Origin of the sequence: Anabaena sp. WFMT (assembly GCF_051781005.1) — a bacterium.
Taxonomy (GTDB): domain Bacteria; phylum Cyanobacteriota; class Cyanobacteriia; order Cyanobacteriales; family Nostocaceae; genus Anabaena.
Genome location: NZ_JBPWOA010000033.1, coordinates 30532 through 56863 on the forward strand (window position 1 = coordinate 30532; position 26332 = coordinate 56863).

At 35.5% G+C, this 26332-nt stretch carries 24 protein-coding genes; 8 read left to right on the top strand and 16 right to left on the bottom strand.

Features of this window, described 5'->3' with window-relative positions; all coding sequences use genetic code 11:
* Positions 1-258: 258 nt before the first annotated feature.
* The 4 genes from ACSQ6I_RS21770 to gcvP form a co-directional block, all read right to left on the bottom strand.
* Complete coding sequence (locus tag ACSQ6I_RS21770) at positions 259-1074, bottom strand: DUF4253 domain-containing protein (RefSeq protein ID WP_438892364.1); 816 nt, start codon at positions 1072-1074, stop codon at positions 259-261.
* Between the two features lie 149 nt (positions 1075-1223).
* Positions 1224-1523 (bottom strand): hypothetical protein, encoded by a 300-nt coding sequence (locus tag ACSQ6I_RS21775; RefSeq protein WP_438892365.1) that lies wholly within the window; start codon positions 1521-1523, stop codon positions 1224-1226.
* A 164-nt stretch (positions 1524-1687) separates the two neighbouring features.
* Complete coding sequence (locus ACSQ6I_RS21780) at positions 1688-3205, bottom strand: hypothetical protein (protein WP_438892366.1); 1518 nt, start codon at positions 3203-3205, stop codon at positions 1688-1690.
* 86 nt (positions 3206-3291) lie between these two features.
* Positions 3292-6186, bottom strand: coding sequence for an aminomethyl-transferring glycine dehydrogenase (gcvP, locus tag ACSQ6I_RS21785; RefSeq protein WP_438892367.1), 2895 nt, complete (start codon positions 6184-6186; stop codon positions 3292-3294).
* Positions 6187-6505: 319 nt separating this feature from the next.
* Here gcvP and ACSQ6I_RS21790 point away from each other — a divergent pair, with 319 nt between their 5' ends.
* Positions 6506-7960 carry an aminotransferase class I/II-fold pyridoxal phosphate-dependent enzyme gene (locus ACSQ6I_RS21790; RefSeq protein ID WP_438892368.1) on the top strand — a complete coding sequence of 485 codons (1455 nt, stop codon included), beginning with the start codon at positions 6506-6508 and terminating at the stop codon, positions 7958-7960.
* A 184-nt stretch (positions 7961-8144) separates the two neighbouring features.
* On the opposite strand, the gene trpC is transcribed toward ACSQ6I_RS21790, so the two are convergent.
* Both trpC and ACSQ6I_RS21800 read right to left on the bottom strand, forming a co-directional pair.
* Positions 8145-9023 carry an indole-3-glycerol phosphate synthase TrpC gene (gene trpC / locus ACSQ6I_RS21795; RefSeq protein ID WP_438892369.1) on the bottom strand — a complete coding sequence of 293 codons (879 nt, stop codon included), beginning with the start codon at positions 9021-9023 and terminating at the stop codon, positions 8145-8147.
* A 266-nt stretch (positions 9024-9289) separates the two neighbouring features.
* The gene (locus ACSQ6I_RS21800; protein ID WP_438892370.1) at positions 9290-9568 is read right to left on the bottom strand and encodes a HetP family heterocyst commitment protein; all 279 of its coding nucleotides are present in this window, start codon (positions 9566-9568) and stop codon (positions 9290-9292) included.
* Positions 9569-11192: 1624 nt separating this feature from the next.
* On the opposite strand from ACSQ6I_RS21800, the gene ACSQ6I_RS21805 reads away from it, so the two are divergent.
* On the top strand, positions 11193-12764 hold the full coding sequence (locus ACSQ6I_RS21805) for a PAS domain-containing sensor histidine kinase (RefSeq protein WP_438892371.1): 1572 nt from the start codon (positions 11193-11195) through the stop codon (positions 12762-12764).
* A 59-nt stretch (positions 12765-12823) separates the two neighbouring features.
* A complete protein-coding gene (locus tag ACSQ6I_RS21810) occupies positions 12824-13687 on the top strand; it encodes a response regulator transcription factor (protein ID WP_438892372.1) in 864 nt (287 codons plus the stop codon).
* Positions 13688-13777: 90 nt separating this feature from the next.
* On the opposite strand, the gene ACSQ6I_RS21815 is transcribed toward ACSQ6I_RS21810, so the two are convergent.
* The 4 genes from ACSQ6I_RS21815 to ACSQ6I_RS21830 form a co-directional block, all read right to left on the bottom strand.
* Positions 13778-14107 carry a DUF3082 domain-containing protein gene (locus ACSQ6I_RS21815; RefSeq protein WP_438892373.1) on the bottom strand — a complete coding sequence of 110 codons (330 nt, stop codon included), beginning with the start codon at positions 14105-14107 and terminating at the stop codon, positions 13778-13780.
* A 46-nt stretch (positions 14108-14153) separates the two neighbouring features.
* Positions 14154-15107 (bottom strand): 4-(cytidine 5'-diphospho)-2-C-methyl-D-erythritol kinase, encoded by a 954-nt coding sequence (gene ispE / locus ACSQ6I_RS21820; RefSeq protein WP_438892483.1) that lies wholly within the window; start codon positions 15105-15107, stop codon positions 14154-14156.
* A 25-nt stretch (positions 15108-15132) separates the two neighbouring features.
* A complete protein-coding gene (gene rsmA / locus ACSQ6I_RS21825; RefSeq protein ID WP_438892374.1) occupies positions 15133-15948 on the bottom strand; it encodes a 16S rRNA (adenine(1518)-N(6)/adenine(1519)-N(6))-dimethyltransferase RsmA in 816 nt (271 codons plus the stop codon).
* A gap of 176 nt (positions 15949-16124) precedes the next feature.
* Positions 16125-16700 carry a Uma2 family endonuclease gene (locus ACSQ6I_RS21830; protein WP_438892375.1) on the bottom strand — a complete coding sequence of 192 codons (576 nt, stop codon included), beginning with the start codon at positions 16698-16700 and terminating at the stop codon, positions 16125-16127.
* 233 nt (positions 16701-16933) lie between these two features.
* Here ACSQ6I_RS21830 and ACSQ6I_RS21835 point away from each other — a divergent pair, with 233 nt between their 5' ends.
* Positions 16934-17509, top strand: a complete 576-nt coding sequence (locus ACSQ6I_RS21835; protein ID WP_438892376.1) for a sporulation/spore germination protein — start codon at positions 16934-16936, stop codon at positions 17507-17509.
* A 170-nt stretch (positions 17510-17679) separates the two neighbouring features.
* On the opposite strand, the gene ACSQ6I_RS21840 is transcribed toward ACSQ6I_RS21835, so the two are convergent.
* Together ACSQ6I_RS21840 and ACSQ6I_RS21845 are read right to left on the bottom strand one after the other, a co-directional pair.
* Positions 17680-18120, bottom strand: coding sequence for a hypothetical protein (locus ACSQ6I_RS21840; protein WP_438892484.1), 441 nt, complete (start codon positions 18118-18120; stop codon positions 17680-17682).
* 247 nt (positions 18121-18367) lie between these two features.
* Complete coding sequence (locus tag ACSQ6I_RS21845; RefSeq protein ID WP_438892485.1) at positions 18368-19222, bottom strand: DUF72 domain-containing protein; 855 nt, start codon at positions 19220-19222, stop codon at positions 18368-18370.
* Between the two features lie 152 nt (positions 19223-19374).
* Here ACSQ6I_RS21845 and ACSQ6I_RS21850 point away from each other — a divergent pair, with 152 nt between their 5' ends.
* The gene (locus tag ACSQ6I_RS21850; RefSeq protein WP_015212896.1) at positions 19375-19809 is read left to right on the top strand and encodes a TOBE domain-containing protein; all 435 of its coding nucleotides are present in this window, start codon (positions 19375-19377) and stop codon (positions 19807-19809) included.
* 71 nt (positions 19810-19880) lie between these two features.
* Here the strand turns inward: ACSQ6I_RS21850 and ACSQ6I_RS21855 are convergent, their stop codons facing one another.
* The gene (locus tag ACSQ6I_RS21855) at positions 19881-20003 is read right to left on the bottom strand and encodes a hypothetical protein (protein ID WP_438892377.1); all 123 of its coding nucleotides are present in this window, start codon (positions 20001-20003) and stop codon (positions 19881-19883) included.
* A 186-nt stretch (positions 20004-20189) separates the two neighbouring features.
* On the opposite strand from ACSQ6I_RS21855, the gene ACSQ6I_RS21860 reads away from it, so the two are divergent.
* Positions 20190-20453 (top strand): hypothetical protein, encoded by a 264-nt coding sequence (locus tag ACSQ6I_RS21860; RefSeq protein ID WP_438892378.1) that lies wholly within the window; start codon positions 20190-20192, stop codon positions 20451-20453.
* 327 nt (positions 20454-20780) lie between these two features.
* Here the strand turns inward: ACSQ6I_RS21860 and ACSQ6I_RS21865 are convergent, their stop codons facing one another.
* Together ACSQ6I_RS21865 and ACSQ6I_RS21870 are read right to left on the bottom strand one after the other, a co-directional pair.
* Complete coding sequence (locus ACSQ6I_RS21865; protein WP_438892379.1) at positions 20781-21065, bottom strand: hypothetical protein; 285 nt, start codon at positions 21063-21065, stop codon at positions 20781-20783.
* Positions 21066-21420: 355 nt separating this feature from the next.
* Complete coding sequence (locus ACSQ6I_RS21870; protein ID WP_438892486.1) at positions 21421-21705, bottom strand: DUF427 domain-containing protein; 285 nt, start codon at positions 21703-21705, stop codon at positions 21421-21423.
* A 197-nt stretch (positions 21706-21902) separates the two neighbouring features.
* Between ACSQ6I_RS21870 and ACSQ6I_RS21875 the strand changes: the two genes are divergently transcribed.
* Complete coding sequence (locus ACSQ6I_RS21875) at positions 21903-22364, top strand: hypothetical protein (RefSeq protein WP_438892380.1); 462 nt, start codon at positions 21903-21905, stop codon at positions 22362-22364.
* Between the two features lie 135 nt (positions 22365-22499).
* Positions 22500-25706, top strand: coding sequence for a HEAT repeat domain-containing protein (locus ACSQ6I_RS21880; protein WP_438892487.1), 3207 nt, complete (start codon positions 22500-22502; stop codon positions 25704-25706).
* Positions 25707-25749: 43 nt separating this feature from the next.
* On the opposite strand, the gene ACSQ6I_RS21885 is transcribed toward ACSQ6I_RS21880, so the two are convergent.
* Entirely contained in the window at positions 25750-26259 is a 510-nt protein-coding gene (locus ACSQ6I_RS21885) for a DUF29 family protein (RefSeq protein WP_438892381.1), read from the bottom strand.
* Between the last annotated feature and the right edge of the window lie 73 nt (positions 26260-26332).

Here is a 26332-nt window from a genome sequence, read left to right on the forward strand (position 1 = left end):
ACATGAGATACATTATAGCCCCCTCATCGCTTGCGGGGAGGGGGTTGAGGGTGGGGTTTTTGTACCTTAGAGTATTCCAACTAAAAAAATGCCCAAATGTCATTGCGTAGACGTAGCCTTCCCGTAGGGTAATTACAAGTTATGGATCATTTATTGTTTGGAACACTCTTACTCAACCGATAACCGCTATATCAACCATTATCAGTGAGAGAAGAATTAGAAATATATTTTAGAGATGTAGTTGAGACTTGATGAAATTTAAGGACGTTCATGCAGAAACCAATGATCAGTTTTTAATAAAGCGCAGGCATGGTCTTGAAGAGAAATCCCAGGTAAAATAGTCGTACAAGGTGCTATGGCTTCTTGTTCAATTGCTAACTGTAAAGCTTCTTTAAAAGTTTTGGGTTTATTTTTTACCGTTATTTGTAACATAGTTCCATAATGACAGACTAACTCTATTGCATATTGTTCATGCCAATATTTTAACATAGCCATTACCTTATCACTTCCTATATAACTAGCACCATACCAATGCAGATAAGCCAGAGTTTCCCAACAATTTTGAATAGGTAATAATAGTAATACTAAGGGTTGATTAATTGGTTCATACCATTGCAAATAGCTCAAATCTACAAATGAATCTTCTGGATTTTGTTGTTCTAAAGCTGCTAAATTTTGGTTGAATTCTTCTAATAATATTTCTATTTTTTCATTTAAAAATTCCTGAATATTAATTTCATCAACTTGTGCAATTAATCCTTTAAAAACAGAATTTTGATATTGATTGTAAGAAGGTTCTTGTTGATATTCAAAGCGGCAGAATAAATCATTATTAATGACATTATCTGCCCAATTTTCTCCTGGATTAAACCAACAAGCAACTATTACAGGATAACGTTGAGTTTGAGAAAGAAGCTTTCTCATGATTTTCCATGCTTCAATCTTGTTCTCAATATCAACCTGCATTGCTAAGGCTATTTCATTAGTTTCAGGTATTTTTACTTCAATGATTTGTGTTTCTTCGAGAATAGTATTTTTGATGAGTTTTTTGATGTTGCTAATTTCAGAAATCATAATCAAAATAGTGGATTTCACTAAGTATCAAAAAAATCTATAAAATCTGATATCCAGTTGTGATTCTTCTCAAAGAATCTTTAAAATTACTACTTCTGGACAAAGTGCGATCACAGATTTTATCCATGCCAAATAGTCATCGGCATTTTTCATAAAGCTTGTTCTAATTTATTGATTTTTTGTAAAATATCTTTGCGTAGTTCACACAAGCCAAACCACTCAAAAAAATCCATTTCATCTCCTAAATTTCCTGAATTAAATTGTTGCTTAAATTGTTCAGAAGTAAGATTATATTTTTTCTCAAATTCATCTATATCTAAATTATAGATAGCTAATTTTTGATGATGACGAGTTAAAATCACATTTAGAAGTTGCCCAAGAATTCGCTCTAATTCTGTGTTATCACTACAGTTTTCACTCAGCAATTCTAACTTTTCTAATGTATTCATAATTATATACACCTTTGGTGATGTTTATCTTTATTGTAATTTATTCAAGGCGACAAATACCCCAATTGAGAAAGTGTAACTACGTATCTTTATTGTCTGAATTCAGATATTTTAATTATGTTGGGTTGCATTCCTTAAGATAATCTACAAGATGAGCGTTTACTCTATTCTACAGATTCAATGAGAATTACTTTATCTATAGGAATAGATTTATAATAGTCAAGAAGCACTTTTCCATCTTTAATATCCTTTATTCTCTCTCCATGAGGATTAAACCAATTAGGCGCATTAATACAAGTGCATCTGTCACCAACTTTAAGCCTCTGTATTCTACTTGCAATTTCCTGATTAAAATCTTTGATTGCATTGAGTCTATCAATAGTAATAATTTCTCTGTTAATAATTTCTAAATATGAAGAATTTTCTTGTTGTTCTTCTAAGTTAGTTTTTTGGTATGAGTTTGTGGTTGACGTAAAATCTGCTTTCGAGATATACAAATCTTCAAAATCTATCCATTTATAAGAATCTACTCTTTCTCCTAACAAGACAGTTTTTGCTTTTTGGATGTGAATATTAAACTCTATTACCGCACCTATATGCCCTTGATTTGTTTGACAAATTAACTTGAGATTATTAAGTAATTTGGAATTTAATTCTGATACAGGTGTTTCATATTTATCTGTATCGTCGTCATCATTATTAAATTCATCAAATATATCATCTATAGACAAAACAGAAGAGTTACTTGTTGAACCCATATCAATTATTACAGGATTTTTCATAAGTTTTTCATGTTCTAGAATTGCTTCGTGTATAACTTCGGCTGTTGTATCTGTAGTGACATTACTAATTTTCTTTTGTCCATTTTTTTCGTTGTATTGATTAAATTGAATGTATTGTTCTAAATTTTTGTCGTCTGTATAAGTAAATCCAGTCCTCTTGTCTAGAAAAGTTATGCGTTCAATCTGAGTAACAACTGTTTGAATATCTTGGGCTATTCCATATTGACGTATACATGAATCTAAAAGTGTACCTTGAGTAGCACTTAAACCACCAACACCTTTACCCCAATCTCCTTTTTTGCTTATTTCTCCAATTGCATAAATTGTTTGCCCTACATGGTTAATTCTATCCTTATCTACTCTTTTTATAATAGAGTCAAACCCTGTTGGTGAAGTCTGTATTTCATAATTGAGAAAACCTGTACCATTTTTATTAACTACCGCAATATCTGCCCTTCTCCCTGGGTATTGGTATTCTTGTATAGGTTGAAATTTATCTTGTTTAAAGTATATTTGAGTAGTTGCTTTAATTACATCTGTCGCTTCATTTTTAGCTTCTCTGTGAGTTGAACTTTCACCTTTACTGCTAACAAATTTATTGCTAATACAATCTATTTCTGTTTCCTTATTTTCTTCTATATTAGCATTATGAGAAAAATGTGCAGAAACCCAAAATGGTGTTTCTTTACGCGTTTTATGGTGTGGTTTTTTATAGAAAAGTGGGCAATTACAGAATATACATTTAAAAATCTCATTTTTGTCATATAAATTAAATTGAGCATCAATAAGAATATTATCTTTATTTAAGGCGTATCTAACCATATAGAATCCTTTGTTAATCAAATGTATTAAATAATATACCCCATATTCTACAGTAGGTAAATTTTTGATATTTGTCAAATTATGACCAGGAAATTCTTTTTTGACAAAGACACAAAAACGCAATAAAAAACCCTTTGCGTCTTTGCGCCTTTGCGTGAGATTAATTAACTATAAGCTTCCATAGGTAAACAAGAACAAACAAAATTCCTGTCACCAAAAGCCGCGTCTATTCTACCAACACTTGGCCAGAATTTATATTCCTTATTCCAAGGTGCAGGATAAGCAGCTTGTTCACGAGAATAGGGATGATTCCATTCACCAATAATCAAACTTTCCGCAGTATGAGGTGCATTTTTCAAGACATTATCTTGAATGTCCATTTTACCAGATTCAATTGCAGCAACTTCTTCACGAATCGCAATCAAAGCATTGCAGAATCTATCTAATTCTTGTTTAGATTCACTTTCCGTTGGTTCCACCATAATTGTACCAGCCACAGGCCAAGAAACAGTCGGTGCATGGAAACCATAATCCATTAAACGTTTCGCAATATCATCAATTTCGATATGCGCTGATTTCTTCAAACTTCGCAAATCTAAAATACATTCATGTGCTACTAAACCATTTTTTCCTTGATACAAAACGGGATAATATGATTCAAGTCTTTTAGCGATGTAATTAGCATTAAGAATTGCGACTTTGGTTGCTTGTGTTAAACCATCTGCACCCATCATGGCAATATACATCCAAGAAATTACTAAGATACTTGCACTACCCCAAGGTGCAGCAGAAACAGCACCCAATTCACCACCCATTTTTACTACAGAATGTCCAGGTAAAAAGGGTACAAGATGAGAAGCGACACCAATGGGACCCATACCGGGACCACCACCACCGTGAGGAATACAGAAGGTTTTGTGCAAGTTCAAATGACAGACATCTGCACCAATATCACCAGGACGACAAATACCCACTTGGGCATTCATATTAGCCCCATCCATGTAAACTTGTCCACCGTGATTATGAACAATAGCGCAGATATCCTGAATTGCTTCTTCAAACACACCGTGAGTTGAAGGATATGTCACCATTAAAGCCGCAAGTTCATGACTATGTTTTTCGGCTTTGGTTTTTAAATCCTCAATATCAATATTACCTTGATCATCACAAGCAACTCCTACTACTTTCATCCCACACATTACTGCACTTGCGGGGTTTGTTCCATGTGCAGATTGAGGAATTAAACAAATATTACGGTGTCCTTCTCCACGATTTTGGTGATATTCATGAATTACCAAAAGTCCGGTATATTCACCTTGAGAACCTGCATTTGGTTGGAGAGAAATTCCTGCAAAACCTGTTATTTCTGCTAACCATGCTTCTAATTGCTGGAAGAGAATTTGATAACCTCTTGTTTGGGAAATTGGTGCAAAAGGATGAATTTTACCAAATTCTGCCCAAGTTACAGGAATCATTTCTGAAGTGGCATTTAACTTCATTGTGCAAGAACCCAAGGGAATCATTGATGTTGTTAATGATAAATCCTTAGTTTCTAACTGATGTAGATAACGTAATAACTCGGTTTCTGAATGATAACGGTTGAAGACTGGATGCGTGAGATATTTACTTTGACGTGATAATTGATAATTGGGAAAAGAAGTTAATTCTTCTCCAGTGAAAGGTAGATTATCTTTCAATGCGAAAATTTGCCAAAGGTCGATTAAATCCTCTGGTGTGGTAGTTTCATCTAAAGAAATACCAATAGTTGAATTATCAAAGATGCGTAAATTAATATTTCTCTCGTTTGCAGCGTCGAGAATTGCATCTAATCTGGTATTTCCTAATTCTACCCGTAAGGTATCAAAGAAGTTTTCCGAAGTGATTTTATAACCGAGTTTTTTCAATCCTGCGGCTAAAGTTGCGGTTAATTGGTGGATATTTTCGGCAATTCTCCTCAGTCCATCTGGCCCATGATAAACTGCGTACATACTCGCCATCACTGCCAATAATACCTGGGCTGTACAAATATTGCTGGTGGCTTTATCTCTGCGAATATGCTGTTCACGGGTTTGCAAAGCTAGACGTAATGCAGGTTTACCATTAACATCTTTTGATACACCAACAATTCTCCCTGGAACTAGCCTTTTATACTCTTCTTTCGTGGCAAAATAAGCTGCGTGTGGTCCCCCAAAGCCTAAAGGAATACCGAACCGTTGGGTGCTGCCTACGGCAATATCAGCCCCTAATTCACCGGGGGGTGTAAGTAAAGTTAAGCTGAGAGGATCTGCTGCTACAGTCACCAATGCACCCTGAGCATGGGACTGTGTGATAACATTGCGGTAGTCGTAAATTGTGCCATCACTGGCAGGATATTGGAGAATTGCACCAAAAATTGATTCGGTAAAATCAAATGTTTGATGATCACCGATAATGATATTTATCCCCAGAGGTTTAGCTCTAGTTTGCAATACATCAATGGTTTGGGGATGACATTCACGAGAGACAAAAAAGCTGTTGGCTTTATTTTTGCAGACACCATAACTCATACTCATGGCTTCTGCTGCTGCTGTCGCTTCATCTAGCAAAGATGCGTTAGCAATTTCTAAACCTGTCAAATCAATGATCATCGTTTGGAAATTTAGCAATGCTTCCAAACGTCCTTGAGCAATTTCTGGTTGATAAGGGGTGTAAGCTGTGTACCAACCAGGATTTTCAAGAATATTACGTTGAATGACGGCAGGAGTAATACAATCGTAATAGCCCATGCCAATAAATGAGCGATAAACTTGATTTTTATCGGCTATTTGTTTTAATTTCGCTAGTGCTGCATATTCGCTTTGTGCTGCTGGTAACTTTAGCTCTTGGTTAAAGCGAATTGTCTGTGGTACTGTTTGATCAATTAAGGCATCTAAGCTAGAAAACCCTAAGATATCAAGCATTTGTTGAATATCATCAGGGTTGATTCCAATATGTCTTTGGGCAAAGTTGCTGAGTTTTTGACTGCTTTTAGCCAAAATCTTGTTATCACTAGGTTGAGTACGAGGGGGATTAGCTACCACAAATAGTTCTCCAGAGGCTTCTGTATTAATGTATTGTAATAATTATTTTTATATATTAGTTTTTTTTTGAGACCCATATATTTTAGGGACTTGCAAATAAAAAAACACTCAACCACCTAACGTAAAAAATCTCTCAAACCCTTATTCCTCTGTGTCCTCTGCGCCTCTGCGGTATGCGCTACGCGCACGCTACGCGAACGTTAATCTGAATAATTTATTTCTTGGAAGTCCCTAATGGTGGGTTAGCAACCACTTTACGCAGACTCAGGCTCATATATTCAAACCTCCAAGCAGAAGGCAATTTGTTTTCTCCCACAAAATGCTCAATCAAAATCAAACACCTCTTATTGATGCCTTAAAAACCTCCATCTCTCGTCCCCATGCACCGTTTTACACTCCAGGACATAAACGCGGTGCTGGAATTTCCTCAGTTTTAACCGATTTACTTGGTAAAGAGGTTTTTCGCGCTGATTTAACAGAACTAGCAGAACTAGATAATTTATTTACTCCTGAAAATGCAATTCTCGCAGCACAAGAACTGGCAGCGGAGGCATTTGGGGCTGAGAAAACATGGTTTTTAGTTAATGGTTCTACCTGTGGAATTGAAGCGGCTATTCTCGCTACTTGTGGTATTGGGGATAAAATTATTCTGCCGCGAAATGTGCATTCTTCGGTGATTTCTGGGTTAATTCTTTCTGGTGCAATTCCTATTTTTATTCAGCCTGAATATGATGAGGATTTAGATATTGCTCACAGTATTACACCGGAAGCGGTAAAAACTGCATTGGAAATACATCCTGACTCAAAAGCGGTGCTGACAGTTTACCCTACATATTACGGTGTTTGTGGAGATTTGAGTGCGATCGCACTTCTTACCCATCAATATAATATTCCCTTGCTCGTAGATGAAGCACATGGCGCACATTTTGCTTTTCACCCTCAATTACCCACACCAGCTTTAGCCGCAGGTGCAGATTTAACTGTGCAGTCTATCCACAAAACCCTCGGTGCGATGACACAGGCATCAATGTTACACATCCAAGGTAACAGAATCGACATTGACAAAGTGAGTAAAGCTTTGCAGCTAGTACAATCTACCAGTCCCAGCTTTGTACTTTTAGCTTCCCTCGATGCCGCACGTCAACAAATGGCAATGAATGGGGAAAAGTTGATGTCTCAGACTTTGCAATTAGCAGCGTTAGCAAAAAATCAAATCAGCCAAATTCCCGGTTTATCGACTCTTCTCTATGCCAGCAGTCCAGGTTTTGTGGATTTAGATCAAACACGCTTAACTGTAAACGTTTCTAAATTAGGTTTAACAGGTTTTGCAGCTGAAGAAATTCTCAATGAAATGGGTGTAACTCCAGAATTTTCATCCTTACAAAATCTTACTTTTATTATTAGTTTGGGTAACACACAACTGGATATCAATGCATTAGTGCAGGAATTGAAAAATTTGACTCGGATACCACAATTGACAAGTCAGTACAAAATATGTAAATATAGAAACGATGCTAAAGTTAGCCATTCTATGTGCATTTCTCCCCGTGAGGCTTTTTTTGCTAATAGTGAAACATTACCTTTGGAGAAAACACCAGCACGAATTTGTGCGGAAATAGTTTGTCCATATCCCCCAGGAATACCCGTTTTAATGCCGGGAGAAATTATTACAAAATCAGCCTTAGAATATCTGCAACAAATTCAAGCTTTAGGCGGATTTATTAGCGGTTGTGCAGATACTAGTTTGAGAACTTTAAAAGTAGTGAAAGCTTAAAAAAGGTAATTGGTCAGGACTTACGCAACTGGCTTGCTTTGTAGGGTGCGTCAGACCTATAAATTGGTTATTATCGACAGATTGACGATATCTGACGCACCTGCAAAAGATATTAAATGTGACGCATAAGTCCTATTAGTAATTGGTAAGAGTAATTATCAAATAGGCTAAGTACAGTGCGTTATCAATAAGCTCCCTTTTTCACAAGGTCTTTATAAACTGGAACTTTTGCCTTGATTAGACTACGCACACTTTCCTCTAAATCCTCTTGTTGCAGTAAAGAATCTCCCATTAACACTGCATTAGCACCAGCCTCAGCGATTAAAGTTACATCTGCTGATGTTTCAATTCCTGACTCGCTAACGACAAGAATACTCAAATTTTGTAATTGCGATCGCCTAGCAGCCATTAATTGCTGGGTAGTGCTAAGATTAACGCTAAAATCTTCTAAACTGCGGTTATTAATGGAGATTATGCGTACATCATCTAACTTGAGTACCCGATCTAATTCTGTCAAGTTATGAACTTCAATGACAGCATTCATTCCCAAATAGTGAATTACCCGCAAAAAGTTATGTATCTCCTGGTCAGTAAGAATAGCAGCAATCAATAATACCGCATCAGCACCAGCAGATCTGGCTAAATAAATTTGGCAAGGATCAAGAATAAAATCTTTACACAACAGAGGTAATGCTATCCGATATCGGATAGTACGCAAATGCTCAAAACCTCCCTGGAAGAACTTTTGGTCAGTGACGACAGACAGACAAGTAGCACCACCACGCTCATAGGATTTTGCGATCGCTAAAGGATCAAAATCCCTAACAATAGTATCTTGATTAGGTAATACTTTTTTTACCTCTGCAATCAAACTAGGTTTATAAAGACTCTGCTGCAAAGCAGTAAAAAAATCTCGTACAGTCGGAGCAGCAGTTAATTGGCGTTGTAAGGAAGCCAAAGACATTTCTTGCTGCATTTGTGCTACTTCTAGCTTCTTCTGCCATACAATCTCTCTGAGTATGGGTTGCAAGCGGCTATTAGATAGAGTAAGTGGGTAAATCATGATGAAAATGAATTAAGAATTAAGAATTAAGCAATTTCATCCTTCATTTTTTCTCATAGGGAGTTATGAGAAATTTATCTGCGGATAATACCAAGTTGGGATTTTGGATTTACTGTAAAGGAAGGTTGTCAAACCATCCACAGATGGTTCCAACATTTGCAACAACACTAACTATTACAGAACAACAAAAATAGTTTAAAAAGCTCACTTTTTCTTTTGCCTCTTTGCACTAACCCAAATTGGCATATCCTCAATTTTTTGCATTCTCAGAAATGAATCCAACTTGACTTGAGGTCAAACATTTCCACCTCCTTTTTAGAAGTTTTATTTTGCTGAGAACCACCAAGTAGGCAATTATTTTTGAGCAATCTGATATAAGTACGGTAGGGTATATAATCTATAGGGTTGTGTCCAGAAAAACGCAAAAGTAATACACAAGCCCAAGAATACTTTCCAGATATAATTGCTTTGACTATTTGTTCTATTTGTTCAGTATTAATTTTCTTATTGACTGGTCTATTATAATCGGCAACATTCTGGTTCATAGTATGCACTCCTATGTGTGAACAAAAAACTAGTCAATGGCCTATAAGGTTTTTAATCAGATTGCCAAATTCTCACCACAAATTCAGGGAAAGTTAAACAAGATGTACTTCTTATGCACAGACATCCATCAGTTTTTAAGGGTCAGACAATTTTAGATTTAGATTTTGGATTGAACCCACGGATAAATTCGGGGGCTTATACCATAAGGAATCATTGGTCAGAAGGGGCATTCAATACGCCTATACAACAGCTAAATCCTCTGATGACATGAGTTTTTCAGGCTTATTTTGTATCTTCTTTTCCTCCAATATACTGAGTCTAAAAATTATCCATTCATAGATGTTGATTGTTATGAAAAGCAGGGGCAGATTTAATCAGGTTATACAGTATTTTGTTGCCTAATATATATCTAGCTTAACCTGCCTATCAGGTTAACCATATTGCAAAAACAGCTTCTTTGTTTAAGCCTACTCAAAGTTCAACACTGGATACATGAACTATTTTTTGATCGACTTGTCTATTTTTTCGCTCTTAAATTTTTTTTGATTATTCTTCACTCTGAAAAGCTCCATTTCTGGAGCATCTTCATCCTAGACGGAGTTTATATAATCGCAATTCTATATGAATGAGGAAGATTGTTATATAAACTTACAGAAGCTTCCTGGAGGGCATAAGACCTCAAGAATAATTCATTATTTCGCACTCAATGGCTTTGTAGACTGTGTCAGACCTATAAATTGGTTAGCATCAAATTTCGACATCTGACGCAACCTATAATCCTGATTACTACAGAAATATATCTTAATATAGCTGTTGTCTGCCCCTTTATAGTAATATTTTTAAGGCCAAAGATGATGTATTCAATACTTTGTATACTTCAATACATTAGTTCTTAATATTTTATATATCTTTTGTCAGATGTTAAGTCATTAGGAGGATCTTTTTGAAAAAAACTACCTCTTAAGAAGGATGTTCAGGCATATTTTTATATAGTTAAATCCTTTCAATAGTAAATTCAAAAAAATCAACCTAAAACAGCTAATTTCTCTATTAATGTCATAGCTTTGAGGGAAAATCCAAATATTTTAAACTTGACAAGATAGATTTTCTGTTGTCGAAAATATATTCTCCATACGGTGTCGATTTTACAGTACTAAATCCCTATTAGTAGATGATTGTTTCAAGCTTATTTTGTACCTCATTTACCTGTAAGACGATGTTTTATAAATAAGGTCAGATTGTTATAGTCTAGAACTTAACTTGCAAATAAATCTACTGAGAATATCCCTGTACAACAAAGGTATTAAACCTAAGAAAATTAGAGTCTGAGATTATTACCCACATTCATCTTCACTTAATATAGCCAAGCTTACTCTCTTTGATCTGATTATAAATACCAGTCAGCCAATGCTTGTATTTTCTGATCACCAAAAAAATACTTAATCAAAAGAACAATTTCTTTTTGATATGCAACCAAATGAAACTTATAGTTTTTTTATTGTTAAAATCAAACTTATTCAATTTAAGTTGTGAATTAATAGCACAATCAAAATTTTGTAAATTTGTGATCATCAACTCAATACCGCTGACATTACTATCTGATGGCAAGGAGTGAGTAGAGAGATGAATTATAGCGATTCCACGTTAGAAATATCCAATTCTCAATTGAGTTTACAGCCAGAGATGAAGTTGGAATTTGCTGATTTTCTCATCAATCAAGTTGTAGATGCTGCTTTTTGTCTAGGAAAAAACGCGCAATTTCTTTATGTTAACAATGCCACCTGCTACCTGACAGGGTACTCCCGTGAGGAATTACTTTCCATGCATCTAGGTGATCTAGATATAGATTTTTCATTACAGAATTGGTCAGAGCAATGGCAATATCTAAACAATCTCAATCATCTCACGTTTAAATCTCGATACTGTACCAAGGGAGGAAGAATATTTTTAGGAGAAATAAATCTTACCTATATAAAATACCAAGACAGAGAGTTTAGTTGTGCTGTTTTTAAAGAAATCAGTGATGAATTAGTAGAATTGAGTGTGCATAACTGGATGTCTCCAGAATATAAGCAATCTCAAGAGAATTTACAACAAGATGTTGATAATTTACTGTGGCTGAGAGAGTTTAGATTCCTTACTTTCGTAGAAGCTATTAATGCTAGTATTTTTCTGATTCAAGGTACAAAGATTTATTATGCGAATGCTGCTGCGGAGTTACTGACTGGCTATACAAAAAGGGAACTTTTAGCAGGTTTTGATTTTAACCAACTTATCAAAAGTAGAAAATCACAACAAAGTGTAGCAACTAATTCTGACTATCAGGAGATAAAGATACTCACTAAAGATGGTACAGAGCGATGGTTAGTTGCTACTGTATCTCAATCTGATGAAGTGCTGGATTTTGATGGTAAAAAAGTTGAAGTCCTTACGGCTATTGATATTACAGACTACAAATATGCAGAATTAGAATTACAACAAGCTTTAGAACAAGCAAAAAAACTTAGCGAACTCAGAGCGCATCTTGTGGCTGTAGTTTCCCACCAATTCCGCACACCACTAAATATTATTTCCTTTGCCAATAGCTTACTCAAGCGACATATTAATAAATGGAAAGAAGAAAAAATTTACTTATTTATTGAACAAATTCAAACATCGGTTGAAGAAATAAACCAGGTCTTAGATGAAATTTTATTTTTGTTTAAGGCAGATTTAGAAAAAATTAATATTGAACTTGAACAGATTGATTTAGTTGAATTTAGCCATAATTTAATCGAAAAATTTCTGTTCATTGATGGTAATCACTATATTAAGTTTAATTACCAAGGTAACTGTTTAAAAGCCTGGATTGATAAGAAACTGCTGAGGCCAATTTTGAATAATTTGCTCGAAAATGCAATTAAATATTCTCCTAACGGCAGTGTGGTAGATTTTACAGTTTATTGTGAACAGGAGAAGGTGAGGTTTCAGATTAAAGATCAGGGAATTGGTATTCCTGAACTAGATCAACAAAGATTATTTGAACCATTTTATCGAGGTAGTAATGTTAATAAAATTCCTGGTATAGGACTGGGTTTATCAATTGTCAAAACTCTTGTTGATTTACATGGAGGTCAAATTATGGTAGTAAGTGAAGTTGATGTAGGTAGTACATTTACTGTGGTATTACCAAATGTTCAATATTCGGATGCTTGAATGGCTTAATATTCAGAATTGGTTAATCATTCTCTGTTAACACTTTTATTGGTTACAAAATGATACGCGAATCGTCGAAAAAAATTCTTGTAATTGAAGATGATGCTACTACCCGCAATCTCTTCTTAGACGGTCTTGAGGATGAAGGTTTTGTTACGATAGGAGCAGAAAATGGTCTGGTTGGTATCCAGCAGGCAGAAAAGCATTTACCTGATTTGGTAATTTGTGATTTGATGATGCCGGATATAGATGGTTATGGTGTTTTAACTAAGTTACGTCAAAATCATTTCACAGCAATTATTCCTTTTATTTTTCTCACTGCTAGTAATTCTAAGGTATCTATGAGAAAAGCGATGGAGTTGGGAGCAGATGATTATTTGAGTAAACCTTCTACTGTGGATGAGTTACTAAAAGCCATTTCTATCCGATTAGAAAAACAAGCTCTTTTTCAGAACTGGTATGCTAATAAATTTCCACAAATTTCAGCGGTTCCAGAGATATTAGTCAATTCAGAATCAATTTTTCCGACTGTTCCCCATCTCAAAAAAGTTTTCGACTATATTGAACTTCATTATCATCAAGGGATTACTCTATCTGATGTTGCAGAAGCTGTGGGTTATTCTCCTGCTTACTTGACTACACAAGTTGGTAAAGAGACAGGAGAAAGTGTGAACACTTGGATTGTTAAACGTCGTATGGCGGCTGCTCGTCCTTTACTGAAAAATACTAATCAGACAATTGAAGAAATTGCAACAAAATTAGGCTATCAAAATAGTTGTCATTTTTCCCGTCAGTTTCGTCAACATCACGGTTTATCACCAACAATTTGGCGAAAACAACATCAATTAGTTCATGTGTCTGCAAATGCAAAGCTGCAATTTATTAAATCTCGCTCTGATTTAACAAACCGTATTCCTTGTTAATTTAAGGAGTCAGCCCTTCGACTTCGCTCAGGGCAAGGAGTCAGGAGTTAGGAGAAGGAGTCGTTAGAATTACGAATTACGAATTACGAATTACGAATTAGTCTCTTTGGGTTTTGTTAGCTGCTGAAATACTAATTGTATGGCTAAGGCTAACAGACCAATACCTACTATGCCAAATATCCCCGCTCCCAAAGCTACGATACCCACAACCAGGGTACGAACAGCTGCGCTAATCTTGATGGCGATTAAGTTATCAGAATGGATAGGTTTGGCAGCAAATGTAGTTGCGATCGCTATCATGAGAGAATACATCGCAAATCCGAATCCTCCTGACATGATAGCCCCAGTTATACAGCGTAATGGAGTTGGTGGTACTTGTCCGCTAGTATCTGCTGATGGTGTGATATTTGGTTCGTTCATAAAAGGTTGTGGGGTATAAGGTGTAGCTTGCTTCCGCGTAGCGGAATTACGAATTACGAATTATTTGAATTCCAGTTGTAATTGTCCCAGTCACAAACAATTCTAAATCTTCGTCAGGAATTGCTGTGCGTATCTGCTGCTTGACTAGTTCTGCCTGTGCTGGAGATTCCACAATTGCGAATACAGAAGGGCCAGAACCAGACATCATGGTTCCTAAAACTCCTTCTTGACTAGCAAATAATTCTCGCAGTTGCAGAACTTGGGGATAAGCTGGCAATACGACCTTTTCTAAATCATTGTGCAGTTTTTGGGAAATTTCTGCTGCATCTTTAGCCAAGATAGCTTTCACCATTTCTCCCGAATGAACTGCATTGGCACGGGCAACTAAATCTTTGGTATCTTTAATATAAGTACTGCCAAATACTTGCCGATAGGTTTGATATGCCCAAGGAGTAGAAACTTCTAAACTGCGATATTTTGCTAATACTATATTTATGTGATTTAAATTTGGTAAAGGGGAAAGTTGCTCACCTCTACCTGTAGCAATTACTGTTCCCCCAGAAATACAAAATGGCACATCTGAACCCAGGGTAGCTCCCAATTCTTCTAATTCTAATTTAGTTAGTCCCAGGTTCCAGAGTAAGTCTATTCCTACCAAAACTGCTGCTGCATTTGTCGAACCTCCAGCTAAACCCGCAGCGACAGGAATCCGTTTTTTGATAGTAATATCAATACCGCCAAAGTTACTGAAAGCGTCAGGAAACTGCCTGGCCATCAGTTCAGCAGCCCGGTATGCTAGATTGGTTTTATCTGTGGGTACTTGTGGGTGATCGCAGTAAACGCGAATTGTTTGAGTGCTGGCAGCATGGACATCAATTTGGTCTGCAAGGTCAATACTTTGCAGTATCATTGCTAACTCATGATATCCATCAGGACGATTACCAATGATTTCCAAATATAAGTTAATTTTGGCAGGTGCAATTAAGCTATAAGAATGCATTTTTAGTGCTTCGGCTTTAGTGGATTTACTCAAAAGTCAGACAGTTACTTAAGTTTACCCATTGTGCAACGCTGAGGTCTTCGGCGCGTACTTGGGGATTTATTCCTAATTGTTCCAGTAATTGGGTCAAGCGATCGCGATCAATGACCGATTGTAAGTTATTTCTTAACATTTTTCGCTTTGCCCCAAACCCCAATTTAACCAGATTTTCTAACTTTTTGGGGCTATCTGCCGGAATTTCTATCTGTCGAGGGAGCAACCGCACCACAGCCGAATCTACTTTTGGAGGTGGGTGAAATGCACTAGCGGGGACTGTGCAAATTAGCTCACAATCAGCTAAATACTGCACCCGTACCGACAACGCCCCAAAAGTTCTTGAACCTGGTTTAGCATATAATCGTTCTGCTACTTCTTTTTGTACCAGCAGCACAATAGAATCATAGGGTTCTGGGTTGGGTTGAGTGATAGTACCGAGTAACTTTTCAATAATTGGCCCAGTAATGTTGTAGGGAATATTCGCAACTACTTTATTTTGCTTTTGGAAATTGTTAAATGCTAACAATTGAGATGGTACATCTAATGTCAGAAAATCCCCTTGCAGCAGTAAAAAATTTTCTTTTTGACCTAGTTGTTTGACCAATAATTTACACAAATCTCGGTCAATTTCTACAGCAACTAGAGATTGAGCTAAAGGTAATAAACGCCGAGTTAAAATACCTGTACCAGGGCCAATTTCCAAAATCCTATCACCCTCTTGACACTGTGCTGCTTTGACAATTGCATCTAGTGCCTTTTCACTTTTTAACCAATGTTGAGCAAATTGTTTGCGCGGTTGCACCATCTATATTTGTTTCTCCATATTTTGTTTGCAATCTGTAAGTTGTCAGGATATATAATTCAGTATAAATTAGGGTTTTAAAGTCGTTATTGATAATTTATAGAAAAACTTGCTCCTCTAGATTACTGCTGTAAGCAAATCTTATGACTCCTGACTCCTGACTTCTGAATTCTTACCTTTCACCAAACTGTCTGTAAATTTAAAATAAATCCTGGTAAAATATCTTCTCCAAATAATTCAATAGGAGATTCTAATATTTCCACTGGTTGATGAAGACGATATATTTCCACCTGACGTATTTGAGAATTAATTAACCAACCCAATTTTACACCATTATTTATATATTCCTGCATTTTCTTTTGGACTTCTTGCAAACTATCACTTGGTGACATTAACTCTAATACCAAATCAGGTGCAATAGGTGGAAACTTGGCTTGTTCTTCTTGTGTAAGTGCATCCCATCTATCTTTTTTTATCCAAGCTACATCAGGAGAACGATTTGCACCATTAGGGAGTTTAAAGCAGGTTGAAGAATCGAAACAAACTCCTAGTTTAGTTTTGCGGTTCCATATTACAAAATCAGCGTTAATTTCTGAATTACATTTTCCAGTTTCTCCACCTGTGGGTGACATAATTAATAACTCTCCTTCTGCATTACGTTCAAATTTAACATCAGGATTTTCCCGACAAAGTTGATAAAATTGATTGTCTGTGAGTGTGATGATAGGATTTAAGTTAACGGTGATAGCTGTCATATAATTGATATTTAGTTGGATATTTTTGGGGATAGTATCTACTGAATAGCAATATTTTAACCGATAGTTTGGGTTAGGCGCACAAAGTCATCGTTCAACACTGGACTAAAAGTTTTAAGCTCTCAGACACCCCTATACTTCTTGTCAAGTGTCTACATATAAATTCATCTTTGATTTAGCAACGCTGATTATTTATAATAAACCTGGATATTCCGGTAGATTTATTCCCAGCTATGAACACCAAAAAAAGATATCTTTTCCCCCTAATTTTAGTAGCGGTTTGTGCCAGTATTAGCAGTTGTACACCTGATAGCGGTGACAGCTTAACTTCAACACCAACAATACCAAAAAACACAACTTCCCCAAGTCCTTCTAATTCTCAAGTCGAAACTCAACCGTTTTCAACTCAACCAACCCCCACTGAACAGCCACCGACTTCAACTTCTAAAACTATCTCTGGTAAAACTACCAAAGTCACCCTATACACAAGTGATGCTCAATGTCAAGATTACGTTGCTAAAACAGCTTCAGTCTCAGCAGATGAACCCATGAATGAAACAGTGGGTAAAGTCTTAGAACAAGGAGATACAGCCGATTTTAGCTTGTCTGGGTATCGTGTCAACGTCAATAATGGTGTGGCTACAATTGATTTGCGAATCTCTCCTGAATCAAAACGGCAAATAGCGTCTCTTTCTAGTTGTGAGCAGTTTGCACTGTTTGGTAGTCTCCGCAAAACCTTAACTAGTAATGCTGAATGGAAAATCAAAGAGGTACGCTTCACTGAAAAAGGTGAGGAAATTGTCCTTTAAACGAAATAACGGGAACGAGATAAGTAGGTTGGCGTTAAAAATTGTCGTTGGGATAAGGCAGGGGTAAGGGGGCAGGGAGCAGGGGGAAAAAGGGTTTTAGCCTTGTTTACTTTTTTTACACAGTTTGGTTTTATTCTGCCTACCTACTTATTAATTACCAATTGTCAAAATTATTGCGCTTTCTCTTTAATATCTCGTCCTTCAAGTCCTTGCTGAACCCATTGCAAACATTCATATTCTGATAGAAATAATTTTGGTGCTGCAATATTATTTAAAGAATTTGCCGGATAGTGGTCATAAAAAAATTTATTGTTTTCCTTAAAAACAATTATTAAATTGTGGCGGTAAACATAACGCGATTTAAATCCATCTTCATAATTGATAAATTCTGCATTTATGTCAATATGTTCTTTGGCAATATCAACTATATTGCTGATGCTTTTATCGTATATTTTTGCAGGATTTTCTAATTTATGAAATTTACTTTTACGTCCAATTTCTGACAATAATTTGTATGAAAAAATTTCATAATTATCTATTTTACCAAAAACAAATGGAATGATGAGATATCCTTGATATGAAACAGAGCTTTCATAAAGAAGACGGCTCATCTCAATCTCCTTTGACGTAAATTCTTCCATATATTTACTCAATTAACAGACACCTAGTGAATACATTTTCGATATTTAGAAAAAATTGTGCGATCGCATTAGACATCTCTAGAAACCTTCATAGGCAGGGATTTTGGCTCTAATTTTTCCCGCCTATGTCTAATTATCGCTCTTTTTGAGCATTTATTAAATCCTAAAAATTCTTCCTGCAATTTACGTATATTAAAAAATCTAGTATCAATTGTAATCACCACAAACTAAGTTGATTCGGCGGCTGATTCAGATTGTTCCAAGGTAGAGGGGGAACTGCTACACCACTTTGTTCTAATAACTGTTGAAAATACTGGGCATTCCCAGGAGATATATCTTCATTAGGACAATGGACAAAGAAATAAATCCGTACTCCTGATCTAAGCCAGGTTTGAATCTGCGTTACCCATTCTGCCATAAACGGCTGATTAACTAACAACTGTGGATGAGAAATAAAGCGCACCAAAGTAAAAGGCGCAGTCACACTAAAATGCACTGGAAGCTGAGGTTTACGCCGTTCTGATGTTAATTGTGGGTCATCATCTCCAGTATAAATTGGTCGTGTATCTAACAACACTCTTCCTACCCCTAACTGTTCTAACAGCGCATTCAAATTACTAGCATGGGGTTCTTGAAACCAATCACGATGTCTAACTTCCAATGCTAAAGGGATATCTGTGCGTGGCCAAGCTGCCAAAAAAGCCGTTAAATCATCCAATAACGCAGGTGAGTAGCTTGGAGGTAATTGGGCAAATATTGGCCCCAAGTGCTTACCTAGAGGGCGCATCTGTTCTAAAAATGTTAAAGCTTCAGGGATATGCGATCGCAATAATCCTTGATGGGTAATTTCTCGCGGTAACTTCAAGCAAAATTCAAAGCCTGGAGGTGTTTCTGTAGCCCAACGAGTGACGGTTTCAGCGTTAGGAACAGCGTAAAAAGTGGTATTACCTTCTACCGTGGTAAAGCGACGACTGTAGAGATGCAGAAACTCAGTGGTGCGAGTTCCTGGGGGATAAAGTTCGCCCACCCAACCTTTATATGCCCAAACTGCACAACCGAGAAAAAAGTTCACAAAAATAAAATGTTGAAGGATTTCTTCTGCAATTTTACCTCGAACAGCAGAAAGCTCTTTCCAGGTGGTAACGAACACGAGTAGATTTAAAAAGGATTGATGATTGCTAGGATTAGATCAAGATTATATATACCAAATAAATTGGTAAATTTATGCCGAGAAAAGAACAAGGTTGGGTGACATTTCAAACATCAGAAGAAGAACGCAAGATTTTAGAAGAGTTCTGTCAACACTCTCAGCGAACTAAAACTGAGATTTTGCGGGAATTAGTACGTGGTCTGAATAAATACTCCTCACCACCAGTACCTCTACCAACTCAACCGGAGAAAGTGGAAACTCATACTCCTGAGATGGAAATTATTAATCCAAAAAAATCATTAAAAGTTAGTTCACGCAATGTTCTCAAGGGAGTTGTGAAAAGAGTCACTACAGGAAGTGTAAATACGGAAGTGACCTTGGAAATTGTGCATAAAGTTGAGTTAACTTCAATGATTACTAGAGTTTCGGCTGAGGATTTGGAATTGGTTGAGGGAGTTGAAGCTTATGCTGTGATTAAATCTAATGACATTGTGATTGCAAAGGAATAGGGTTAATTAACAGTGCCACTGTCAGAGTAAGGTGACTAAGACTTGCGCTCCTGAAGCTTCTCAAGGATATCCTAGAGCGATCGCTCAAAAACATTTAATTCTTCTTCAGGAACTCTAAGCAAGCGATAAAACAACACGTTACTCAGAGCAAAGGCTTCATTATTCTCAAATAAATCACAATCATAGATTTTCATTTTCAGATTATCTAACAAATCCTTTTGTTTTTTTTAAATCTAAATTCCACTATTTTAAGCTTTAGCATATCCCCCAATATTTTTCAATAAATCATTCTTAAGAAATAAATAAAATAATCCACATTTAGTAACTTAAAAATTGAGGCTAAATCAAACAAACAACATTAGCCAATAGGAGTATTTACAATGGATTGGTTTAATAGCTTTGAACAATTTTTTAGACAATTAAGCGAATTCCAAAGTATGGTTTTTCATAACTGGACTTCAACCCTATCAAGTATGCAGAATCTAAACTTATCAGATCCACCAGAGAATTTAGAACAAAGTGTAAAACTACAAGAAGACCTAGTGAAAAACTCCTTAGATTTCCAAGAACAGGTAAATCGTTTTTCAATAGACACACAAAGAAAATTGTGGGATAGTTACTTTAAAATGATGCGTAAATCATAAACCACCCTATCTTAATATAGATTGGTTTTATCTCGTTCCCAGTCTCTGGCTGGGAATGCAACTTAGTAGGCTCTGCCTACCTTTCATAAGATCAGTCTTAAGATTGTTTCTAGATATAAATCATAAACCAATCAATATTAGAGGATGTTTGATTAGTATCAGAATTGATTGAGATTCCCTCTTTCCAAGGAGGATTTTGGGTAATCTACAAGTGCTAGATACCACACGAAAAAGTTTATGGCTACGCCACGCAAGCTATCAAACATCCTCTGAGATTTGTTGTTGTGGCTTACAAATACAAGTGTTAACATTTGCAAGCCAAAGCAGCTATGATGGTTGTTCTTCTCTCGAACTTTGACTAATAACTTCGACTAACTCCGGCATACTTTCAAACCTATCTTGACCTGTTTGATCAAGTAATGATTTTAAATCTATGGTTTTGTCTTTTGTCCAGTGAATTTCTTCGTGACCTTTTGCTTGTTGGAGTATTTCTTTTTTACTTGCAGGAAAATCAATACCTGCAAGTGCTTGAGTTACTGCTGCTACTCCATAAGCTTCACCTTTATCAGGTCCGCGTTGATGTTCACGTCCTTCTTGTGATTTAGTAGACATAAAATTCTCCTTACAGAATCGTAAGTGACTTATCTACTTTCTAAGCTAGAACTGTTATTTATAACAGCCTTCTATCTTGAGAATTAATTTTGATTTAAATTTTAGAAGTTGAAGTAGCATCTATGACAAAATTGATGCACTTGACAGACTTTACCTACTTAGTGTTAATTTCAAAATTGCTAGATAATCTAAAATCTTAGATATTCATCAATCTTCCTTAAAAAGGATGACTTTGAGAAAGTTATTTCTTTTTAAAGAGGAGCATGGATACAAGCGTAGACTTTTCCAACATCTTCAACTTGTTAAATATGGTGGTTGATACGACTCAACCACCAAAATATTCCCAGAAACTTTCTTAAGCTTCGACTTTTACACCTTTCCAGAAAGCAATATAACCTTCTATATTTTTAGCTTTCTCTTTCGTTGTGGGATAATACCAAGCAGCATCTTTGTTAACTTGTCCATTTACGTCAATACTGTAGTAACTAGCAACACCTTTCCAAGGACAAGTGCTGTGGGTGTTGCTTTCTGTAAAATATTCCTTGTTAATGGCATCAGCAGGGAAGTAATGATTTCCTTCCACAACTACGGTATTATCGCTTTCGGCTAAAACTGTGCCGTTCCAAATTGCTTTCATAATGTGAGTTTGCAAAGAAAGTTAACAATTTATATTGTTACATTTTAATGTTGAATACTGGGTGGTAATTATAAAATTTATGGAAACAGTTAAAGTTACCATTTATTTGCGTGATATACTGAGTTTTATGAAAATTTTTGCGAAACAGCGCTCGCATCTGTTGAAATAATCTTTACACCAACATAATTTATAGCAAATTTATGGAACCTTTAACACTACTCATGGCTGTCATAAATACTATTGCTGCGATATCAAGTAACCCTCTAGTAAGTAAACCTCTAGAAAAAATTGGTGAAAATTTTGGTGATTTAATCTGGACGCAAGTAGGGAAATTAATCACTAAGCTACGTGAAAAGAAGCTAGTACCGCGATTAATTGAGGCTGTTGACGCAACTGAAACCCAGCCATTAGATTATGGTCAAGCGGTGTTAGAACTCACCGCAGCAGCCGAGAAAGACCCAGAAATTGCTCAAGCGGTTCTAGATGTGGAAGCAGCAGTTAATAATGATCAGTCGGAAACTGCTAATAAAATTAAAGCGAAAGCAGAAGAAATTAAATCTCATTCTTCAGTTGTTAGTAATAGCAAATTAGCAGATTTCTTTATTCAAGAGAAGGGTGGGACGGTTGCTAATTATGTTGGTAAAATAGAGCATCATTACTGAAATCACTCGCCCGATGGGGAGAGTCGGGCAAAGTTAACTCCCATTAATTGGCCAGAAATCTGCCGGGAAATATTGGCAGAAAGGCAAAAATTAACTACAAATTCCCTCACTTATTCTGAGGGAGTTAATTTGAAAGTGCCAGATGTTTATGTGCCACTAGGTTTAGTGGAACGGAAAAAAATATCTAAGAATCAATATGATGTTACGCCAGATAAGGGATCAAAACTTTATGAAGAAATGGAAATTACTCAAAAGTTTGATAATAAAGAATTTTTAGAACAAGTTTTAAAACAGAAAAACACACCCAAAAGTAAAGGTAAACGCATTGCAATTATTGGTGAACCTGGGGCTGGTAAAACTACTTTATTACAAAAAATTGTTGATTATTTATCTAAAGAAATTAATCAATCAATTATTATTTGGATATCTTTAGCCGATTTACAAGGTGAAAAATTAGAAAAATATTTATTTGATACTTGGCTAACTGCTGCTAGTCAAAGAATAGGACAAGCAGAAGCTACAGACCACATGAAAAATGATTTTGTCACCCAATTTAACAAAAGTCGAGTATGGCTATTATTAGATGGGTTAGATGAAATGTCTAGTAATTCTGGTCATGTTTTAGCTGATATTCATAGACAAATTCGGCAAAGTGGATGTATTAATCAAGCACGAATAGTTTTAACTTGTCGGTTAAATTTATGGGATGGAGGCAGCAATGCGCTTAATGATTTTGATACCTATAGAACTTTAGATTTTTCTTATCCTGAACAGGTAGAAAAGTTTGTTGATAATTGGTTTACCGCAATTTCTGAACCAGATAGAGAACGAGGTAAACGGTTATGTAATACTTTAAAAGAATCTGGTAAAGAGCGTATTCGAGATTTAGTTAAAAATCCTCTGCGGTTAACCCTACTTTGTTTAAATTGGCAAGCGAGAGAGGGAAAATTACCAGATACACAAGCGGGATTTTATCAGCAATTGGTTGATGATTTTTATAAATGGAAACAAGATGAATTCGTCACAAAAGCAGCACAACGTCAACAACTGAATATTAAATTAGGTGAATTAGCGAGGGAAGCGATAGATAAAGAAGCAACTCGTTTTCGCTTGCGAGGTGAGTTTATTAATCAGTTTTTGGGTGATGTTGATGATGAAAATTCACTACTAAGTTTAGCCCTGAAATTAGGTTGGCTTAATAAGGTGGGAGAAGATACAGATAAAAAATCTGTTTATGCTTTTTTTTATGCCTCATTTCAAGAATACTTTGCAGCGACAGCGATTGATGAATGGGATTTTTTCTTACCTAGAAACCATAAAAATAAACCCGTAAAAAATCAACAATATCGTATTTTTGAACCACAGTGGAAACAGGCAATATTACTGTGGTTAGGTCGTCACAATATAGATAAAGACAAGAAAGAAGAATTTATTAATGCTTTGGTGAAATTTCAAGATGGTTGTGGAAAATGGAGAAGTAAAGATGTAGATAAAGGCTTTTATGAATATCAAACTTATTTTTTAGCTGCTGCTGGTGTTGCTGAGTTTAGAGATTATTCAAAGACAGAAGAAATAGTAAACCAAATAGTTAAATGGGAATTTAGTGATTATATTAACAAACAACAGCAATTTGTACAATTTCTTAATCCAATAGTACACGAAGCCAATAAAGTAGTGCAACAAACAGATCGAAAAAGAGCAATTGCCGCTTTAGTCAATCTTTCACAACAAGAAAATTTAGCTGATAAAAACTTTAGATTAATAGCTTATAATTTAGGTCAAATTGGCAGTGATAATGAGTTGGCTATTCAAACTTTAGTTGGGTTACTAAAATTTATAAATATAGATGGTTATATTTTTAAAGAAGTAATTGAGAGTTTAGGCAAAATTGCAAGTGGTAATGAACAAGCTATCAAAGCAATGGAAAATATTCTGTCTTCAAAAAATAAAAATAATCAATCTAGTGTTCTAGTAGCTTACATTTTAGGTAAGATTAACACCCATAATGAGCAAGCAATTTCCACTTTACTGGATTTATTAATTTCACAACATAGTAGTAATTTCATTCGTTGCTATGCGGCAGAAATTATAAGTGAAATTAGTATTGGTAATGAACAAATAAAAAGTGTTTTATTGACTTTATTAGATTTGCCAAATTTGGATGTAGAAGCCTATAGACTTATAGCTCAGAATTTAGGAGAAATTGATCCAGATAATGAACAAGCAATCACTAAATTAGTAAATATTTTAGCGTCAAAAAATCTGGATAAATCTATTCGTTTATCTGCTGCTGGCAGCTTACAAAAAATTGGTGTTGGCAATCAAAAAGTGATTTCAGCATTATTAGTGCTGCTTGAATCAAATAACGTGGATGAATACACTCTTGCGTTAGCGGCTAAAAGCTTAGGAATAATTGCCTATGGCAATCAAAAAGTGATTTCAGGATTAGTCGCACTGCTAGAATTAGATAATGATGAATATACTATCCTACAAATAGCCGAAAGCTTAGGGTTAATTGGCTATAGCGACCAAACAGCAATTGCAGCCTTAGTAAAACTGTTAACATTCACTAGTATAGGCAAATCTATTTGTGCAAAAGCAATAAAAAGTTTAGGGATAATTGGTTATGGTAATCAAGTAGCAATTACTGCTTTGGAGACACTTATTGAATCAAAAGATGTAAATCAATACATCCTTTGGCAAGCATCTGAGAGCTTAGGAAAAATTCACCCAGGCAATAACCAAGCAATATTAGTATTAGAGAAATTACTACTATCAAATTCACTTGATGAATACTGGTGTTTACGAGTAGCTGAGAGTTTAGAGGAAATTAATCCAGGTAATGAAAAAGCTATTATGCAAGTGAGATCAATAGTATTAAACACAGTAAATACAGGTATTATACAAAGAGGAGTTGAAAGCTTAAAGAAAATTGGTAATGGTAAAGAGACAGCAATCAATGCTTTAGTAAATCTATTGGATTCACAACAGGCAGAAAGAATTATCTGTTGCTCCGTAATTGAGTGTTTGTCCAAAATTGGAAATGGAAATGAAAAAACCATCACTGTCTTGATGAATCTAGTGAATTCAGAAGAATTAGATAATCTCTGCCGTAAGTTGGTGGTTTATAGTTTAAAGGAAGTTTTGCAAAATAATCAGTTAACAAAAGTTGTTACAGACTTAAAAGATTACTTAAATAGTTCTCACCGATTTGAATATAACTACTCTGTTATCTGGCATTGCGCCCAAAATATGCCTTACCCGGATTTTTATCAAGCTTGGCATCAGCCTTTCTTCGCTACTCGTCTAGTACAAAGTATAAAAAGTATATTTAAATTTTAAATGAATATACAAATTAGAATTTCAATCATTTATCCTTTCAAAATTATTCAAACCAATCTTCACCACCTGGTAATTGTGCCAAATACTTATCAATCATACTTGCTAAATCTTTAGGCTGATACTGATAAGTTAACAACAAAAGATTTTTCGTGAAATCAATCAATGCTTCTCGATTCAATCTTTGAGAAATCTGACTCGCTTTTAAAGTCCCTCCAAAAATCTCTGCACTAGCTGGACGAATTGCCATTTCTACAGCTTCTGCTAAATATTCTCCCCATTCATCAGATTTAATATAATAGGATTTTTGGTTATCTTTAACATTTAATTTAGCAATTTGAATCACAGAATCAGAAATAGAAGCAATCCAAGAATTAGTTAAACGTTGTTCAATTTGATTTTTAATGAGATGAATAACCAACCTAACTAAAAAAGATTCTATTTTTCGCAAAGTTCCCTGTTTACTCATCTCCTCCAAATCATCAATAATTTCCAAAGCATCATCATAGCGACCTTCTAATATACTTTGTCTTAAATCTATTAATTCTTGTGTCATAGTTATTTACTATAATTGGTAATTTGGTGATCAAGTCCTCATCTTCATCCTGTTCATCCTTAAATCCTGGAAA

Bases quoted from the DNA above. Each gene is read 5' to 3' on its own strand.
- ispE (WP_438892483.1), bottom strand. From the start codon at position 15,107: ATGCATTCTTATAGCTTAATTGCACCTGCCAAAATTAACTTATATTTG.
- ACSQ6I_RS21830 (WP_438892375.1), bottom strand. From the start codon at position 16,700: ATGACAGCTATCACCGTTAACTTAAATCCTATCATCACACTCACAGAC.
- ACSQ6I_RS21855 (WP_438892377.1), bottom strand. From the start codon at position 20,003: ATGAAAATCTATGATTGTGATTTATTTGAGAATAATGAAGCCTTTGCT.
- ACSQ6I_RS21885 (WP_438892381.1), bottom strand. From the start codon at position 26,259: ATGACACAAGAATTAATAGATTTAAGACAAAGTATATTAGAAGGTCGC.
- ACSQ6I_RS21805 (WP_438892371.1), top strand. From the start codon at position 11,193: ATGAATTATAGCGATTCCACGTTAGAAATATCCAATTCTCAATTGAGT.
- ACSQ6I_RS21835 (WP_438892376.1), top strand. From the start codon at position 16,934: ATGAACACCAAAAAAAGATATCTTTTCCCCCTAATTTTAGTAGCGGTT.
- ACSQ6I_RS21770 (WP_438892364.1), bottom strand. From the start codon at position 1,074: ATGATTTCTGAAATTAGCAACATCAAAAAACTCATCAAAAATACTATT.
- rsmA (WP_438892374.1), bottom strand. From the start codon at position 15,948: ATGGTGCAACCGCGCAAACAATTTGCTCAACATTGGTTAAAAAGTGAA.
- ACSQ6I_RS21815 (WP_438892373.1), bottom strand. From the start codon at position 14,107: ATGAACGAACCAAATATCACACCATCAGCAGATACTAGCGGACAAGTA.
- ACSQ6I_RS21800 (WP_438892370.1), bottom strand. From the start codon at position 9,568: ATGAACCAGAATGTTGCCGATTATAATAGACCAGTCAATAAGAAAATT.
- ACSQ6I_RS21860 (WP_438892378.1), top strand. From the start codon at position 20,190: ATGGATTGGTTTAATAGCTTTGAACAATTTTTTAGACAATTAAGCGAA.
- ACSQ6I_RS21775 (WP_438892365.1), bottom strand. From the start codon at position 1,523: ATGAATACATTAGAAAAGTTAGAATTGCTGAGTGAAAACTGTAGTGAT.
- ACSQ6I_RS21850 (WP_015212896.1), top strand. From the start codon at position 19,375: ATGCCGAGAAAAGAACAAGGTTGGGTGACATTTCAAACATCAGAAGAA.
- ACSQ6I_RS21790 (WP_438892368.1), top strand. From the start codon at position 6,506: ATGCTCAATCAAAATCAAACACCTCTTATTGATGCCTTAAAAACCTCC.
- ACSQ6I_RS21865 (WP_438892379.1), bottom strand. From the start codon at position 21,065: ATGTCTACTAAATCACAAGAAGGACGTGAACATCAACGCGGACCTGAT.
- ACSQ6I_RS21875 (WP_438892380.1), top strand. From the start codon at position 21,903: ATGGAACCTTTAACACTACTCATGGCTGTCATAAATACTATTGCTGCG.
- ACSQ6I_RS21840 (WP_438892484.1), bottom strand. From the start codon at position 18,120: ATGAGCCGTCTTCTTTATGAAAGCTCTGTTTCATATCAAGGATATCTC.
- trpC (WP_438892369.1), bottom strand. From the start codon at position 9,023: ATGATTTACCCACTTACTCTATCTAATAGCCGCTTGCAACCCATACTC.
- ACSQ6I_RS21810 (WP_438892372.1), top strand. From the start codon at position 12,824: ATGATACGCGAATCGTCGAAAAAAATTCTTGTAATTGAAGATGATGCT.